The organism is Pseudoxanthomonas sp. X-1 (assembly GCF_020042665.1).
GTDB lineage: Bacteria > Pseudomonadota > Gammaproteobacteria > Xanthomonadales > Xanthomonadaceae > Pseudoxanthomonas_A > Pseudoxanthomonas_A spadix_A.
On record NZ_CP083376.1, the window covers coordinates 1,070,614 to 1,085,941 of the forward strand.

14 protein-coding genes and 1 tRNA gene are annotated in these 15,328 nt (G+C 67.4%); 7 read left to right on the forward strand and 8 right to left on the reverse strand.

Annotated elements, in window-relative coordinates:
- Nucleotides 1–16: 16 nt before the first annotated feature.
- Nucleotides 17–352, forward strand: coding sequence for a hypothetical protein (locus LAJ50_RS04765; RefSeq protein ID WP_138652229.1), 336 nt, complete (start codon nucleotides 17–19; stop codon nucleotides 350–352).
- A gap of 289 nt (nucleotides 353–641) precedes the next feature.
- Complete coding sequence (locus tag LAJ50_RS04775) at nucleotides 642–3,302, forward strand: excinuclease ABC subunit UvrA (protein WP_138652225.1); 2,661 nt, start codon at nucleotides 642–644, stop codon at nucleotides 3,300–3,302.
- A 162-nt stretch (nucleotides 3,303–3,464) separates the two neighbouring features.
- On the opposite strand, the gene LAJ50_RS04780 is transcribed toward LAJ50_RS04775, so the two are convergent.
- The 6 genes from LAJ50_RS04780 to LAJ50_RS04810 form a co-directional block, all read right to left on the reverse strand.
- A complete protein-coding gene (locus LAJ50_RS04780; RefSeq protein ID WP_130550781.1) occupies nucleotides 3,465–4,448 on the reverse strand; it encodes a MarR family winged helix-turn-helix transcriptional regulator in 984 nt (327 codons plus the stop codon).
- Nucleotides 4,449–4,624: 176 nt separating this feature from the next.
- The gene (locus tag LAJ50_RS04785) at nucleotides 4,625–5,059 is read right to left on the reverse strand and encodes a hypothetical protein (protein ID WP_138652223.1); all 435 of its coding nucleotides are present in this window, start codon (nucleotides 5,057–5,059) and stop codon (nucleotides 4,625–4,627) included.
- 41 nt (nucleotides 5,060–5,100) lie between these two features.
- Complete coding sequence (locus LAJ50_RS04790) at nucleotides 5,101–5,508, reverse strand: Imm10 family immunity protein (RefSeq protein ID WP_130550783.1); 408 nt, start codon at nucleotides 5,506–5,508, stop codon at nucleotides 5,101–5,103.
- A 49-nt stretch (nucleotides 5,509–5,557) separates the two neighbouring features.
- Complete coding sequence (locus LAJ50_RS04795; protein WP_130550784.1) at nucleotides 5,558–5,962, reverse strand: hypothetical protein; 405 nt, start codon at nucleotides 5,960–5,962, stop codon at nucleotides 5,558–5,560.
- Nucleotides 5,963–6,315: 353 nt separating this feature from the next.
- Nucleotides 6,316–6,978 carry a hypothetical protein gene (locus tag LAJ50_RS04805; protein WP_138652221.1) on the reverse strand — a complete coding sequence of 221 codons (663 nt, stop codon included), beginning with the start codon at nucleotides 6,976–6,978 and terminating at the stop codon, nucleotides 6,316–6,318.
- Nucleotides 6,979–7,487: 509 nt separating this feature from the next.
- Nucleotides 7,488–7,563 (reverse strand) — tRNA-Ile (locus LAJ50_RS04810).
- A gap of 640 nt (nucleotides 7,564–8,203) precedes the next feature.
- Between LAJ50_RS04810 and LAJ50_RS04815 the strand changes: the two genes are divergently transcribed.
- The 4 genes from LAJ50_RS04815 (at nucleotide 8,204) to LAJ50_RS04830 (ending at nucleotide 12,173) form a co-directional block, all read left to right on the forward strand.
- Nucleotides 8,204–9,085, forward strand: a complete 882-nt coding sequence (locus tag LAJ50_RS04815) for a TIM barrel protein (protein WP_130550786.1) — start codon at nucleotides 8,204–8,206, stop codon at nucleotides 9,083–9,085.
- 34 nt (nucleotides 9,086–9,119) lie between these two features.
- Nucleotides 9,120–10,805: a GMC family oxidoreductase gene (locus LAJ50_RS04820; RefSeq protein WP_138652219.1), complete on the forward strand. Its 1,686-nt coding sequence runs from the start codon at nucleotides 9,120–9,122 to the stop codon at nucleotides 10,803–10,805.
- Nucleotides 10,805–11,389: a gluconate 2-dehydrogenase subunit 3 family protein gene (locus LAJ50_RS04825; protein ID WP_130550788.1), complete on the forward strand. Its 585-nt coding sequence runs from the start codon at nucleotides 10,805–10,807 to the stop codon at nucleotides 11,387–11,389. The genes LAJ50_RS04820 and LAJ50_RS04825 overlap by 1 nt, the downstream gene beginning before the upstream one ends.
- A 67-nt stretch (nucleotides 11,390–11,456) precedes the next feature.
- Nucleotides 11,457–12,173, forward strand: a complete 717-nt coding sequence (locus LAJ50_RS04830; RefSeq protein ID WP_130551007.1) for a DUF1080 domain-containing protein — start codon at nucleotides 11,457–11,459, stop codon at nucleotides 12,171–12,173.
- Nucleotides 12,174–12,364: 191 nt separating this feature from the next.
- Here LAJ50_RS04830 and LAJ50_RS04835 read toward each other — a convergent pair whose 3' ends face one another.
- Together LAJ50_RS04835 and LAJ50_RS04840 are read right to left on the reverse strand one after the other, a co-directional pair.
- Nucleotides 12,365–13,225 (reverse strand): DMT family transporter, encoded by an 861-nt coding sequence (locus LAJ50_RS04835; protein WP_130550789.1) that lies wholly within the window; start codon nucleotides 13,223–13,225, stop codon nucleotides 12,365–12,367.
- Nucleotides 13,225–14,109, reverse strand: a complete 885-nt coding sequence (locus tag LAJ50_RS04840) for a MurR/RpiR family transcriptional regulator (protein WP_138652241.1) — start codon at nucleotides 14,107–14,109, stop codon at nucleotides 13,225–13,227. The genes LAJ50_RS04835 and LAJ50_RS04840 overlap by 1 nt, the downstream gene beginning before the upstream one ends.
- Before the next feature lie 80 nt (nucleotides 14,110–14,189).
- Here LAJ50_RS04840 and LAJ50_RS04845 point away from each other — a divergent pair, with 80 nt between their 5' ends.
- Nucleotides 14,190–15,095 carry an oxidoreductase gene (locus LAJ50_RS04845; protein WP_138652217.1) on the forward strand — a complete coding sequence of 302 codons (906 nt, stop codon included), beginning with the start codon at nucleotides 14,190–14,192 and terminating at the stop codon, nucleotides 15,093–15,095.
- Nucleotides 15,096–15,328 lie beyond the last annotated feature (233 nt).

The window sequence follows — 15,328 nt, forward strand, 5'->3', positions numbered from 1 at the left end:
CGCGTCAGGCGCTTGCGTGCTTGTCGCATCGGCTTGCGCCGCTGGAGGCAAGGGCAAGGACGGCCGGATCTCGCTTCCGGCGCTGTCCGTGAACTGCCAGGACGACCAGATCAACACCACCAAGCGCAATCGCTACGGCGCGCCCATGCGCGCGGCCTGCGCGGGCATGACGATAACCGGCCTGCTCGGCGCGCACTGGCTGCCGCTTGAGCGCAAGCAAGAGCTTGTCGGCGCCATCCAGGCGCGGCTGCAGGCCAGGCAACCGTCCGCCAGGCGAGCGTGTCGCAAGCATCGATGCCCGCAGCCGGGCCGGAGTGGCCCTTACACACCAGCCCTTCATGCACGAGCCTGAAAGATGCACCACAGCGAGCGGGCAGGCGAGTCGGTCGCCCGCCGCATGATGGCGATGTCCCGGCGAGGGCGTTGGCCATGCCGACCCGCAGGCGCTTTGAAGATGTCAGCCAATGCCGCGCGGGCCTGCGACCGGCTGGATGCTGCCGAAGGCGAAGGAGCGCTTGCCCGGGACGTGACCTGGCTCGCGTTGGCGCCCCACTCGCGGGCGCACAGTCGCTAAGCCCGGCCCCTTGACCGACTTGGCTCGTAACGGCCCATCGCTCCCTCACGAACCACAGGATCAGGACATGCCAGGCTCTTCTCGCGTTGAATCCCCTCCCGCGACAACGGCCGGCGGCTTCGTCCAGGTGCGCGGCGCGCGCGAGCACAACCTCAAGGATGTGGATGTGTCCATCCCGCGCAACGCGCTGGTGGTGTTCTCGGGGGTCTCCGGCTCCGGAAAGTCTTCGCTCGCCTTCGGCACCCTCTATGCCGAGGCCCAGCGACGCTACTTCGAGTCCGTGGCCCCCTATGCACGGCGGCTGATCGACCAGGTGGGCGTGCCGGACGTCGATGCGATCGAAGGCCTGCCGCCCGCGGTGGCGCTGCAGCAGCAGCGGGGCGCCAGCAACACGCGTTCCTCCGTGGGGAGTGTGACCACGCTATCCAGTCTGGTGCGGATGATGTACTCACGCGCGGGCGCCTATCCGGCCGGGCAGCCGATGCTGTATGTCGAGGACTTCTCGCCCAACACGCCGCAGGGGGCGTGCCCCACCTGTCATGGCCTGGGCCACGTGTACGAAGTGACCGAGGCGATCATGGTCCCCGATCCCTCGCTGTCCATCCGCGAGCGTGCGATCGCCTCGTGGCCACCCGCCTGGCAGGGCCAGAACCTGCGCGACATCCTGGTCAGCCTGGGCTACGACGTCGACCGGCCGTGGAAGGACCTGCCGAAGAAGGACCGCGACTGGATCCTGTTCACCGAGGAAACGCCAACGGTGCCGGTGTATGCGGGCTTCACGCCTGCCGAGACCCGTGCCGCGCTCAAGCGCAAGCTGGAGCCAAGCTACATGGGCACCTTCACCGGTGCCCGGCGGTATGTGCTGCACACCTTCGCCAACACCCAGAGCGCGCTGATGCGAAAGCGCGTGTCCCGTTTCATGGAGGGCAAGCTGTGCCCCAGCTGCCACGGCAAGCGGCTCAAGCCCGAGGCGCTGTCGGTCACCTTCGCCGGCGTGGACATCGGCGCCTTCCTGCAGATGCCGCTGGACCAGCTGGCGGCCCTGCTCGAACCGATTGCCCAAGGCGACTTCGGCGCCCATGCGGAGGGGGCGGGGACGGACAGGGAGGCGACCCGACGTGACCGTGCCAAGCGCGCGGCCTCCGGCCGTGCGACGCATGCGGTAGCGCCCGACGTGCGGCGCACCTCCGCACTGTCGGAAGAAAAGCGCCTTGCCGCGCAGCGCCTGGCCGGCAGCGTGGTGGCACGCCTGCGCCAACTGCGCGGTCTGGGCCTCGGCTACCTCACGCTGGAACGCGCCACGCCGACGCTTTCGGCAGGCGAGTTGCAGCGATTGCGATTGGCGACGCAGCTGAGTTCGCTGCTGTTCGGCGTGGTGTACGTGCTCGACGAGCCTTCGGCCGGACTGCACCCCTCCGACAGCCAGGCGTTGTACGACGCGCTCGATCGGCTGCGTGACGCGGGCAATTCGGTGTTCGTGGTGGAACACGACCTGGACCTGATGCGTCGCGCGCAATGGCTGGTGGATGTCGGGCCGGATGCCGGGGAGCATGGCGGCCATGTGCTCTACAGCGGCGAGCCGGATGGCCTGCGCAAGATTGCCCAGTCGCGCACCGCGCGCTACCTGTTCGGTGAAATCCCCACGCCGGCCAGCCGGGCACGCGAAGCGGCCGGCTGGCTGGAGATGCAGGGCATCCATCGCCATAACCTGCGTGGCGTGGATGCGCGTATTCCGCTGGGCGTGCTGACCGCCGTCACCGGGATCTCCGGCTCCGGCAAGTCCAGCCTCGTCGCGCAGGCCCTGCCGGAGCTGCTACTGCTGCACCTGGGCCACGAGCCGGAAGACGACGCCGACAGCGCCACCAGCGAAGGGCCTGCGGTGATCGAAGCGACCGGCGGTCATCTGGCGGGCGACGTGGACGCCCTGCAACGGCTGGTGCAGGTCGACCAGAAGCCGATCGGGCGCACGCCGCGCTCGAATCTGGCGACCTATACGGGCCTGTTCGACCATGTGCGCAAGCTGTTTGCCGCCACGGCCGATGCGCGGCGCCGCCGCTACGACGCCGGACGGTTCTCGTTCAACGTCGCCAAGGGGCGCTGCGAGACCTGCGAGGGCGAGGGCTTCGTCAGCGTGGAACTGCTGTTCATGCCCAGCGTGTATGCGCCGTGCCCGACGTGCCACGGCGCGCGCTACAACGAGGCCACGCTGAAGGTGCGCTGGAACGGGCGCAACATCGCCGAGGTCCTGCAGATGACCGTGGACGAAGCCGGCGCGTTCTTTGTCGGGGAAGACGCCGTGGCGCGGCCCCTGCACCTGCTGCGTGACATCGGACTGGGCTATCTGCGCCTGGGGCAGCCGGCGACCGAGCTTTCCGGTGGCGAGGCGCAGCGGATCAAGCTGGCGACCGAGCTTCAGCGCAGCCAGCGCGGCCGCAGCCTGTATGTGCTCGACGAGCCGACCACCGGGCTGCATGCCTCGGATGTCGACCGCTTGCTGGTGCAGTTGCAGCGCCTGGTCGATGCCGGCAATACCGTGGTGATGATCGAGCACGACATGCGTGCGGTGGCCCAGGCCGACTGGGTGATCGACGTGGGGCCAGGTGCGGGCGCGGCCGGCGGTCGCATCGTGGTGGCAGGCTCCCCGCGCACAGTGGCTGGAACGCCTGGCAGCCTGACCGCTCCGTTTCTTGCGCAGGCATTGGTCGCCGGATCCGCTGGCGAGGGTTGAAGGCGGTATCGCCATGCGTCACGGCATGCCTGCTTTCGGCAGGACGCAGCTCACGCAACCGCGAGGTCGATCCCACCGCTCAGGCATCCGCTGCTGCGTGGCCTGTTGTCAGGGTCGATGGCGGGTGACCGGCGGGGTAGGGCGAAGCCCGGGCGACCGCCGCTAGAGGCGCTTGCGCACGAAACGCTGCTCCAATACTTCCCGCCCCCACTGGCTCCCCGGTCGCTCCTCCACGCAGGCAAAGCCGTGCGCCTCGTACAGGCGTCGCGCGGCCTGCAGGCCATCGAAGGTCCACAGGTGCGTTTCGGCGAAGGCCGGCCGGGCGTCCACGAACGCGAGCGCCTCGGTCAGCAGACGGCGGCCGATACCGCCGCCGCGCACCCCGTCATCCACGATGAACCAGCGCAGGTGGGCGACGGTTGGCCCGAGATCTTCGCCGTCGATGGCCACCGCACCCACGATCCGTTCGTCCACCTCGGCCGTCCACACGGCGTTGGGCGAGGGTGCCCGGGCGTCCAGCCGCCCGCAGAACTCCGCCAGGCCGCCCGCCACCATGGACTCGAACCGCTGGCCGAAGCCTGCCTCGCGCGCATAGAAGCGCGCGTGCATTTCGGTAATGCGGGCGATCAGTCCGGGGCGGTAGCCGCAGCGCACGGTCACCTCGGGCCCCGGGCGCGGCGGTTGCGGGACAGCCGGAGGGGCGCCATGGCCCGCGCGTGCCAGCGCAGCGGCATAGAGGCGCATGCCCTCGAGCACCGCGCGGTCCTCGCCCGGTCCGAGGTGCTCCAGGGCGCCAGTCACCTGGGCTCGCGCGAACGCATGGATGCCCGCCACCCGCCGCCGGCCGCGCGCGGTCAGGGCCAGTCGCTTCATACGCCCGTCTTCCGCGCCGGTTGTTTCCCGCACCTCGCCCGAAGCCACCAGCTTGCGCAGCATGCGGCTCACGCTGGATTTCTCAAGACGCAGATGCTCGCCCAGATCGCGCGCCGTCAGCGTTCCCCCGTGCTGCTCGATCTCGATCAGGGCATGCACGGCGGAGGGGGACAGATCGGTCCCGGCGAAGTCGCCCCCCATGAAACCGAGCGCGCGGACCATGGCGCGGGAGACGGCCCGCAGTTCTTCGACGATAGGGTGAGGGGTGGGCATGGTCATCTCCAGTCAGTTGTAGAATACAACCAAGCTGGAGGGGCCGCCTGCAGGCCCTCAACGCGCCCCGGGGCAGCGCCTTGGTCATCACCGCGTCACCGCCGGCCCCATGCGCTTCGGACAGTCTGTCCGCGGGATTCGCCGAATCGGGAGAAGAGCACGGTGTTCAGCGCCAATCATTCGCCCGAGGCGTAGTGCCACGGTCCGGACGTCTGGCCGTCGTAGCGGTCTTCGATCCGCTTGAACCACCGCTTCAGATCACGCAGGAAGCGCTTGTGGTCGAAATCCCTGAACTTCCTCCTGTTCAACTGCTCGGACAACTGCTCGAGGATCTCGCGGAAGACGTAACGCATCTTGTCTTTCATCGGGAGCGGGATGATGACCGACAGATCCAGCATGATGTCGGTATAGAACTCGGCCTTCTCACGCCTGAACCTAAGCCTGCGTTTCAAGCGCGCCTGATCGGAAACGCACATCAGAAGCAGGGCCACGCTGGTGACCTCCTGGCCGTAGGAGAGACGCGCGGACCTGGCGATCGCGTAATCATAGTGGGACGTGATTCTTCCCAGCCTCGCTCTCCAGTCGGAAACCGACGTAATGCTCAGTTTCATTTGCTCCTTCTCCCTGGACCACGCTGCAACTGCCTGTCGGCTTACTCCGCGTTGTCGCCGGGCATGCTTTGGATAAACGGGATTTTCTCCGCGGCACATATCTGCTCGAGCGCCTGCTGAAGCCGTTCACGGTGATCCCGCGTCGCCAGCAGGATCTCGATGCCCTCCGTGATGCCGAGCCTGCCTCGCGTCTCGGCAGAAAGCGAAAGCGCAAGGACGTCGCCAAGCAGGGACACCTGCTCCAAGCCCCCGTAGCAGGATTCGGATCCTCCGCCGATTTCCAGGTGGACATGATCCATCTGCAGATGCCTGTCCTGTTCGTCGTAGGCCTTCGCGTTCTGCAGGATCAGGTGACGCGAGGGCATAGCGGCGTCATCGGCCAGCCCAACCACTACGCAGTCGTCGTCTTCCTCGACCGACACAACTTCCGCCGTGAACCTGTAGATCATTCGAACTCCCTTCGCCAGTCCGGCCCATCGACGTCGATCGGCCTGTTTCTCAGTCTCCGCGCGTGAGGGGCGGGAAAGGGGGTGCCACCCACTCCGGATGGTAGCGCTCCTGGTATTCGTCTTGAACGACGCCTCGATTCACGTAGCGGTCGTGGCTGGCGCCTAGCGCGTCCTTCGCGAAAGCCAGAGCGCCTTCTATGGAGTCGAATGTCCATTCTTCTCCGAACGGGAAATCCGGATCTACCGCCTCGAATTCATAGAGATCGATGAAATCGGGACTTCCGTTGTCGAACACCTCGCAGAGGCGGACTTTCCAGCAATCCGGCCTGGAGCGTTCAAGGGAGACATGGCGGATCACGAGTTGATCCACCTCGTGCCGCTCAGGCAGTAGCTGTTCTACATCGCGTCCAGCGGCCAGGTTGATTCTGACGTCCAGGTCGGTGAGGTGGCGCATCGCTCCTCCAAGAAGGGCTTCCAATTCCTACTTTACTGGGCGACCGGATTGCCAGTGGATTCTAGCTAGATGCAGACTCAATTCGTTGGCACCGCCGGCAAGGTCCGGGTGCTCCGATTGAACCGGGTCGTCCTCCCAATTGCATACATCACAAATCTCATATCCGCCTGGCTCGCCAATCGTCCGATGTCCGCAGCAGGGGCATGGAAAGGAATCATTGATCTCGTCTGTGCTCATGGCCTGCCCTGGTCGTCCTTGTCGTCCGGAATCCTGCGCGCCCGCTTGCGTCTGCTGAGGACATGGTGATCGCGCTCGATAGGGAATGGATCCGAATCGATCATTGGGCTCCGCGCCTATACGTCCCTGACGATCATTTCGCTCTCGGTCGCGTTCGCAATGGAGATGCGCCTCCCCTTCACCGTGACACGCGAGACATGGTAGTGGACCTGGAAGGGGTCGGGCATCAATTCCATGAGGATGAATTCGGATGGCGCGTGGCCGTCCTGCCCCTCGTTTTCCCTTGCAATGAGCTGGTACTGATCCCTGGTATACCGGTGGAACAGCCTCAGTCTGCTCTTTTTCACCGCCTGTCCATCGACCGGGCGTTCATAGGCCAAATGCTGTGAGAAATGCAGTTTCAGCGTCTCGGCCAGCGGCGCCGCCAGCGACAGGTTGAAGTGCTTGTCGATGCGATCGAAGCCTTCCAGGTACTTCCCGACGAAGTAACTGTGGGTCTCAGCGGTGGAGCTCTGCCCCTCTTGGGCTAACGGCGATCCTGGTGCCTTCGCAGTCTCGGAGATGTTCACCGCGAACGCACGGTCGCCCACGACCCGCATGTCGATCCGGGAACCCTCCACAAACACGAATCTGTCGAACCGCCCCAGATTCAGCTCACGCTCCCGCAACCAGTCGGAAATGAAAAGAGAAAGGTAGTTGGAGGCCAGCTGGTAGCGAGCCCTCGTCGCCGTGGGGTGGCTGTACTGCTCAAGATCGATGTAGACCGCGGTGACCTTCACGATGACCTCTGGCGATAGGGACGCGTGCGGATGCTGGAGGCGTCATGTTCCGGCTTGTTCGCTCGATCCGTAGGCCTCTGCCCGGCGCTCGACCCAGCGTGGGTCTCTGCAGTGCATGGCAGCTTCGGGTCCGCCCGCCACGTCAGGGCATGCGGAGGATCGTCGAGAAAGGGTCTGCATGATAAGCACTGGCGGATTATGTCCTTACGACATCGTCGGTCTGGGAATTTTTTCGCCTTGCTGGGCATTCCCATAATGACGTTGATGACAGCATTATCGCTTCGAGCTGCGCGGTCACATCTTGGCGCAGAACTCGCTCGTACTATCAGCGGTTCTGGCCTCGTGCCGCCATTCATCAGTGGATGAATGGCGCGATCCGGCGTAATGCTGGCTCGGCTTCATGCCGACGCACTGCGATACCAGCTTCACGGGGTTCCTTTGACCAGCCAGAAACCAAAGCCGTTATCTGGGTGGTCCCGGCACCAGACAGGATTCCTGTGACCTGAACATGGTGGGCCCACCAGGATTCGAACCTGGAACCAAAGGATTATGAGTCCTCTGCTCTAACCGTTGAGCTATAGGCCCGCTGGGGGCCGGGCATTGTAGCGTCCGTGGCGCTGGCGTCGATGCGGTGGGCATTGGAGACCTGCGTCGCCGGGGCTGTGGTCGAGTGCGAAATGGGGTGCCCGGGCCGACCGAAGTGGCGTGTTTGCTGCGCGGCTCAGACGCGCCCGCCCGGAGCCTGAGTGGCTCGGATGCTCCTGAGGAAGCGAAAGCGGATGAGCGCCGGCGCTTTCCTTTGGTGAGGCCGTGGCGCCGGTCATTGCCGTTGCGCGTGCCGCCGGGTGACACATGCTCCGTTGCGCCACGGCTCCGGCGACTTGGCGTGCGTGGCGTTGTGCTGCGCAGCACGCGCAAATGCGGGCTTGCAGCTTGCAATCGGCCCGGCGGCTGCTATCGTGCAATCGATTGCATGGGGAGGCTCATGCGACGTCATGTCCGGTTGGGAGGCCGAGGCGATGGCACGAAGCGACGATACGCAGGGCTCATGTCGGATCCACGTGGAGGGCGGTCTTTCGCCATCGCGTAGGCGTCGTCGACTTGGGCGTTCCGGCGCGCGATGCGCCACTGGGTCTCGTGCGGCGTGTCCCGTTCCCCTGGCTACCGCGCTTCTGCGCGGCCCGAGCCCGTCCGGGCTCTGCCCGCGCGCGCAGTGGCACTCCGCATGAACAGCGGTCCCACCCGCCGCGATCTGCTGCGCATGGGCGTGCTGGGCGGCGTCGGGCTCGCCTCCTCCGCGTTGCTTCCTGCTTGGGCCGCGGCCCCTGCGACGGCGCCGTCCGCGCCTAAGGGCCGGCTGAAGCAGTCGGTGGCGCGCTGGCTCTTCCAGCAGCCCATCGACCAGCTGTGCGTGACCGTCAAGCAGGTCGGCCTGTCGGCCATCGACCTGGTCGGGCCGGAGGAGTGGCCGGTGCTGAAGGCGCACGGCATCGACAGCCCGATGTGCAACGGGGCGGAGATCAGCCTGAAGCAGGGCTTCGCCGGCACCGAGTTCCACGATGAGCTGGTCGCGCGCTACACGCGTCACATCGACCTGGTCGCCGACGCGGGCTACCGCAACCTGATCTGTTTCTCCGGGAACCGCAACGGCATGGACCCGCTGCAGGGCATGCGCAATGCCGAGGTCGGGCTCAAGCGGGTGCTGGGCCATGCCGAGAAGCGCGGCGTGGTGCTGGTGATGGAGCTGCTGAACTCGCGCGTGGACCACGCCGATTACTTGTGCGATCACTCGGCCTGGGGCGTGGAGCTGTGCAAGCGCATCGGCTCGCCCAATTTCGGCCTGCTGTTCGACATCTATCACATGCAGATCATGGAAGGCGACATCATCGCGAGCATCCGTCGCAACCATGAATACTTCGTCCACTACCATACCGCCGGCGTGCCCGGACGGCATGAGCTGGACGACACCCAGGAGCTCAACTACGCCGCCATCTGCCGCGCGATCCGCGACACCGGCTTTGGCGGCTACGTGGCGCACGAATTCAGCGCTGCCCACACCGATCCGATCGACGCGCTGCGCCAGGCCATCGCCCTGTGCGACGTGTGAGAGACCCACTATCCACCGAGGGAAGCAGTCACCCATGGCAGACAACCACTACGACGCGATCGTCGTCGGCTCCGGCATCAGCGGCGGCTGGGCCGCCAAGGAGCTGACCGAGCGCGGCCTGAAAGTCCTGATGCTCGAGCGCGGCCGCAACATCGAGCACATCAAGGACTACGTCAATGCGGGCAAGGAGGCCTGGGACTATCCGCACCACGACACGCCGACCCAGCAGATGAAGGCCGATCATCCGGTCCTCAAGCGCGACTATCCGCTGTCGGAAAGTACTTACGGCATGTGGGCCAACGAGAAGGACTGCCCCTACACCGAAACCAAGCGCTTCGACTGGTTCCGTGGCTATCACGTGGGCGGACGCTCGCTGATGTGGGGACGGCAGAGCTATCGCCTGTCCGACATCGACTTCGGCGCCAACGCGAAGGAGGGCATCGCGGTGGACTGGCCGATCCGCTACGCCGACATCGCGCCGTGGTACGACCATGTCGAGCGCTTCGCCGGCATCGCCGGCACCACCGAGGGGCTGGACGTGCTGCCCGACGGGCAGTTCCTGCCGCCGATCCCGCTGAACATCGTCGAGCAGGACGTGGCCGCGCGCCTGAAGAAGGCTTTCGGCGGCACGCGCCACATGATCCACTCGCGCACGGCCAACATCACCCAGCCCAAGCCCGAGCAGGGCCGGGTCAACTGCCAGTACCGCAACAAGTGCATCCTGGGCTGCCCGTTCGGTGCCTACTTCTCAACGCAGTCGGCCACGCTGCCGGCGGCGATGGCCACCGGCAACCTGACGCTGCGGCCGTTTTCCATCGTCAAGGAAGTGCTCTACGACAAGGACCGCAAGCGGGCCAAGGGCGTGGAGATCATCGACGCGGAGACCGGGCAGACCTACGTCTTCACGGCCAGGGTGGTGTTCCTCAACGCCTCGGCGTTCAACTCGACCTGGCTGCTGATGAACTCGGCCACCGATGTGTGGGAAGGCGGGCTGGGCTCGTCCTCCGGCGAGCTGGGCCACAACGTCATGGACCATCACTTCCGCGTCGGCGCTTCCGGCCGGGTGGATGGCTATGAGGACAAGTACTACTACGGCCGCCGGCCGTGCGGTTTCTACATCCCGCGCTTCCGCAATCTGGGCGAGGAGCGGCGCGACTACGTGCGCGGCTTCGGCTACCAGGGCGGCGCCAGCCGCACCGGCTGGTCGCGCGACATCGCCGAGCTCAACATCGGCGCCGACCTGAAGCAGGCGCTGACCGTGCCGGGCGAGTGGCGCATCGGCATGACCGCCTTCGGCGAGATCCTGCCCTACCACGACAACACCATCAGCCTGAACCGCAACGTCAAGGACAAGTGGGGCCTGCCGGTGCTGGCGATGGACGTGTCCCTGCGCGAGAACGAGCACGCCATGCGCAAGGACATGGGCGCCGACGCGGCCGAGATGCTCGAGGCCGCCGGCGTCAAGGACGTCGAGGTCTACGAGAGCGACTATGCGCCGGGCATGGGCATCCACGAGATGGGCACCGCGCGCATGGGCCGCGACCGCAAGACCTCGGTGCTGAACATGCACAACCAGGTCTGGGACGCGCCCAACGTGTACGTGACCGACGGGGCGTGCATGACCTCGGCGGCCTGCGTGAACCCATCGCTGACCTACATGGCGCTGACCGCGCGCGCGGCCGACCATGCCGTGCGCGAACTCAAGGCGGGGAACCTGTAATGCAACGACGCGAACTGCTCAAGATGATCACCGCCGCCACCGGCATGGCCATGATCGGCCTGCCGTCGGTGGTGTTCGCCCAGGCGCAGCTGGAAGTGCCGCCGGCCAACAACGCCTTCTCGGCGGCGCAGGTGGCGCTGCTGGACGAGATCGCCGAGACCATCCTGCCGCGCACCGATACGCCGGGCGCCAAGGATGCGGGCGTGGGACTGTTCATGGCCCGCTTCGTGACCGATTGCTACGACCCGCGGCAGCAGGCGGTGTTCCGTGCCGGCCTGGCCGATCTGGACAAGCGGGCCAAGGGCGGCTTCCTGGCGCTCAAGCCGGCCCAGCGCGCCGAGCTGCTGGGCAAGCTGGACGCCGAGGCCCGGGCCGCCAGCCCCGATCCGAAAAAGGCCGACGACGAGGGTGCCGACAGCGCGGCGATCCCGCCGCATTACTTCACCATGATCAAGCAGCTGGTGCTGTTCGGCTTCTTCACCTCCGAGGTGGGCGCGACCAAGGTGCTGCGCTACGTGCCGGTGCCGGGACGCTTCGATGGCGATTTGCCCTACGAGCCGGGCACCCCGGCCTGGGCGACCTGAAGGCCAACAACGCGCGATGCCACGGCATCGCCCAAGGGAGAGCAAGATGAACAAGCAAGCGATCGCGATGCTGGCCTGTGCGCTGGCCGCCGTGCCGGCGTGTGCGCAGCAGACGCAGAGCGACCCGGCCAAGACCGAGGTGTGGAAGCCGGTGCCGGCGGCCGTGGCCACGCCGCCAGGCGCGGCGCCGTCCGATGCGGTGGTGCTGTTCGACGGCAAGGACCTGTCGGCCTGGGAGGGCGAGGACGGCGGCAAGCCGGGCTGGAGCGTGGCCGATGGCGCGGTCACCGTGGTGCCGGGCAGCAAGGGCCTCCGCAGCAAGAAGAGTTTCTGCGATGTGCAGCTGCACGTGGAATGGCGCACGCCGACCGAGACCAAGGGCCTGGAAGGGCAGAACCGCGGCAACAGCGGCATCTTCCTGCAGGACCGCTATGAGCTGCAGGTGCTGGACAGCTACCAGAGCGCGACCTACTCCAACGGCCAGGCCGGTTCGATCTACAAGCAGGCCATCCCGCTGGTCAACGCCTCGCGCGCGCCGGGCCAGTGGCAGACCTACGATGTGATCTGGACCGCGCCGCGCTTCTCGCAGGGCGCCGGCCTGACCGCGCCGGCGCGCATCACCGTGCTGCATAACGGTGTGCTGGTGCAGAACGACACCGTCGTCGCGGGCAAGACCGAGTACATCGGTGCCCCGTCCTACGCACCGCACGGCTGTGCGCCGATCTTCCTGCAGGACCACAACGCCAAGGTGAGCTACCGCAACATCTGGGTGCGGGAGCTGTAGGTTCGATCGATTCCCGATGGGAATCGTGGGAGCCGCCCTTGTGGCCTTTTCGGCCAATGGCGGCGATAGAGCTTTCGCCCGTATTGTCCCATCGTGGGAGCCGCCATGGCGGCGATGAGGCTTTCCCGGTAGGGCCCCATCGCCGCCATTGGCGGCTCCCACAAAAGCAGCGCTAGGCCAGCGGCCTTGCTTCAAAGACCGATCGCCGCGATGCCGGCCAGCACGATCACGGCGCCGGTAACGCGGCGCGCGAGATGGTCCTCGCCGAACAGCCAGCAGGCGAGCAGGGCGCCGATGACGATGGACGACTCGCGCAGCGGCGCGACCAGCGCCACCGGTGCGCGCTGCATGGCGGTGAGCACCAGCAGGTAGGCCAGCGGCGAGAACAGCGCCACCACCAGGATCGGCCTGGCGTCGCTGCGCAGGGTCGCCGCCAGCCGCTGCCTGCGGCGCAGCGCCAGCGGCGTCATGATCAGGCCCTGCAGCAGCAGGGTGCCTGCGTAGTAGCTTGCCGGCGCCAGCTGCCAAGTGGTGACCGCGTAACTGTCCCACAGGGTGTAGGCCGCGATCGCGGCCCCGGTCGCGCCGCCCCAGAGGATTCCCGGCAACGCATGCCGGCTCCCGTTGCGGAAGGGATTGCCGATGACGACGAGGATGCCGGCGACGATGACCAGCGCGCCGAACACCGCCGCCGGCGTCAGGCGTTCGCCCAGCACCAGCACCGCGAAGCCCATCGTCAGCATGGGCCCGGTGGCGCGCGCCACCGGGTAGACCACGCCCAGCGCGGCACGGTCGTAGCCGGCCTGCAGCGTCAGCGAATAGGCCGTGTGCAGCCCCGCCGAAAGGACCGAGGCCACGACCAGTCGCGCATCGAACGGCTGCTGCCCGCGGATCGCCATCGCCATGCCGAGCGGGACGAACAGCAGCGTGGACGCCCAGGTATAGGCCCACACGAACAGGAAGGCGTCGCCGCGCTTGGACTTCGAGGCGAGATTCCACACCGCGTGCGCCCCGGCCGCGCCGAGGACCATCGCGACCGTGCCGGGCGACATCAGGACAGGTCGGGCAGATCGATGCCCGTCCGCTCCGCGCGGCGGGTGCGCGCCGGATCCCGCAATGCGAGCGCGGCGACCAGCGCATCGACGACGACCAGCTGTGCCAGCCGGCTGCCCGCCGCGGCCATCTGCGCCGGCAGCGGCGGCCCGCCGACGACCAGCGCCACATCGGCCAGTTTCGCCAGCGGAGTGCCGTACTGATTGGTGATGGCGATGAGCGAGGCGCCGGCGGAGGCCGCCGCATCGGCGATGGCCAGCGTGGTCGCGGTGCGCCCCGTCGAACTGACGGCGATCACGGCATCGCCCTGGCCGAGCAGGCGCACCGCGATCATCGCCGACAGATGATCCGCGATGCCGACGGTGGTGACGCCGATCGCGCGCAGGCGAAAGACCGCATCGGCGGCCACCGTCGCCGAAGGGCCGGCGCCGAAGACGATGACCTGGCGCGCGGCATGCAGCACGTCGACCGCCTTGCCCAGCGCCGCTGGCTCCACCGCACCGCCGAGCGCGGCCAGTGCATCGGTGCCGGCGCGGATGGACGCCTCCAGCACGGCGGCCAGCGGTGCGTCGGCAGCGAGCGCGGCGGGAGGCGCGAAGAAGGCCGTGGTGCCGCGGGCGCGCGCGATCTCGAGCTTGAGCTCGGCGAAACCGGCGAAGCCGATCGCCCGCGCGGCGCGCACCACGCTCGGCGGCGACACGCCCGCGCGCGCGGCGACCTCCGCCGTCGTGCCGGCGCCCACGAACAGCGGGTCGGCGAGCAGCAGCGCCACCACCTTGGCCTCGCTCGCGGCCAGATCGCCGCAGCGCGCCTGGATGGCGCCGAGCCATTGGCCGAGCCGGCCTTCCACCTTCGTAACGGAGTTACCTTTCTTCTCGCTCATATGGAATATGTTACATATCCGGCTCGGCCCGCGCGACTGGCGCGTAGGGCAAGCCCTTCCCACCAAGCAACAGGTGCGCGATGCACACGCAGTCCAATCCTTCCGACATTACCGTCGCGGTCGTGGGCCCCGGCGCCATCGGCACCACGGTCGCGGCGATGCTGCACGAGGTCGGCCGCACGCCCGTGCTGTGTGGCCGCACGGCCCGCGACCAGCTGTGGCTGCAGGACGGCGATCGCCGCATCGGCGTTCCTGGGCCAGTGCTGAGCGACCCCGCGCAGTGCGATCGCACGGTCGACCTGATCTTCCTGGCGGTGAAGGCGACGCAGAACGCGGCAGCGGCGCCGTGGCTCGCGGCGCTGAGCGGCCCGCGCACGGTCGTGTGCGCGCTGCAGAACGGTGTCGAGCAGGTCGACTCGCTCGCGCCATATTGCCCGCAGGGACGGATCGTACCTGCGGTCGTATGGTTCCCCGCGCAGGCGCAGGCCGACGGCGTGATCCGCTTGCGCGCACCCGCACGCCTCAGCCTGCCGGACACGCCCGATGCGGGCCTCGTCGCCGAGGCACTGCACGGCACCCGCTGCGCGGTGGAACTGGTCGCCGACTTCCACACCGTGGCCTGGCGCAAGCTGCTGCAGAACGCGGTGGCCGGCCTCATGGCGCTCACGCAGCGGCGTTCCGGCATGTTCGCCCGCCCGGACATCGCCGAGCTCGCCCTGGCGTATCTGCGCGAAGGCCTTGCCGTGGCGCGAGCCGAAGGCGCCGCGCTCGGCGACGAAGTGCCGCAGGCGATCCTGGACAAGTTCCAGTCCTCGCCGCCCGATCTGGGGACTTCCATCCTCGGCGACCGCCAGGCCGGCAGGCCGCTGGAATGGGACATCCGCAACGGCGTCATCGCCCGCCGCGGCCGCGCCCACGGCCTGCCGACCCCCATCAGTGACATCGTGGTGCCGCTGCTGGCCGCGGCCAGTGACGGCCCAGGCTGATCTGTGTGGGGAGCCGCCATGGCGGCTCCCACCAAGCAGGGGGCTTCAAGGCGGATAGCCGCGATGCCGGTCAGTAAGATCGCGGCGCTCGCGACTTGATGCATGGGATGGTCTTCCCCGCGCGCTGGACCGCTGCGCCTCCAAAGCGAGGACGCTCACATGCCGAGCGATCTGGCGATCCCGCAGCAACACCCAAAAGAAAACGGCGCCCGAAGGCGCCGCTTTCCATCCAG

Bases quoted from the DNA above. Each gene is read 5' to 3' on its own strand.
- LAJ50_RS04775 (WP_138652225.1), top strand. From the start codon at position 642: ATGCCAGGCTCTTCTCGCGTTGAATCCCCTCCCGCGACAACGGCCGGC.
- LAJ50_RS04780 (WP_130550781.1), bottom strand. From the start codon at position 4,448: ATGCCCACCCCTCACCCTATCGTCGAAGAACTGCGGGCCGTCTCCCGC.
- LAJ50_RS04785 (WP_138652223.1), bottom strand. From the start codon at position 5,059: ATGAAACTGAGCATTACGTCGGTTTCCGACTGGAGAGCGAGGCTGGGA.
- LAJ50_RS04790 (WP_130550783.1), bottom strand. From the start codon at position 5,508: ATGATCTACAGGTTCACGGCGGAAGTTGTGTCGGTCGAGGAAGACGAC.
- LAJ50_RS04795 (WP_130550784.1), bottom strand. From the start codon at position 5,962: ATGCGCCACCTCACCGACCTGGACGTCAGAATCAACCTGGCCGCTGGA.
- LAJ50_RS04815 (WP_130550786.1), top strand. From the start codon at position 8,204: ATGAACAGCGGTCCCACCCGCCGCGATCTGCTGCGCATGGGCGTGCTG.
- LAJ50_RS04820 (WP_138652219.1), top strand. From the start codon at position 9,120: ATGGCAGACAACCACTACGACGCGATCGTCGTCGGCTCCGGCATCAGC.
- LAJ50_RS04825 (WP_130550788.1), top strand. From the start codon at position 10,805: ATGCAACGACGCGAACTGCTCAAGATGATCACCGCCGCCACCGGCATG.
- LAJ50_RS04830 (WP_130551007.1), top strand. From the start codon at position 11,457: ATGCTGGCCTGTGCGCTGGCCGCCGTGCCGGCGTGTGCGCAGCAGACG.
- LAJ50_RS04835 (WP_130550789.1), bottom strand. From the start codon at position 13,225: ATGTCGCCCGGCACGGTCGCGATGGTCCTCGGCGCGGCCGGGGCGCAC.
- LAJ50_RS04840 (WP_138652241.1), bottom strand. From the start codon at position 14,109: ATGAGCGAGAAGAAAGGTAACTCCGTTACGAAGGTGGAAGGCCGGCTC.
- LAJ50_RS04845 (WP_138652217.1), top strand. From the start codon at position 14,190: ATGCACACGCAGTCCAATCCTTCCGACATTACCGTCGCGGTCGTGGGC.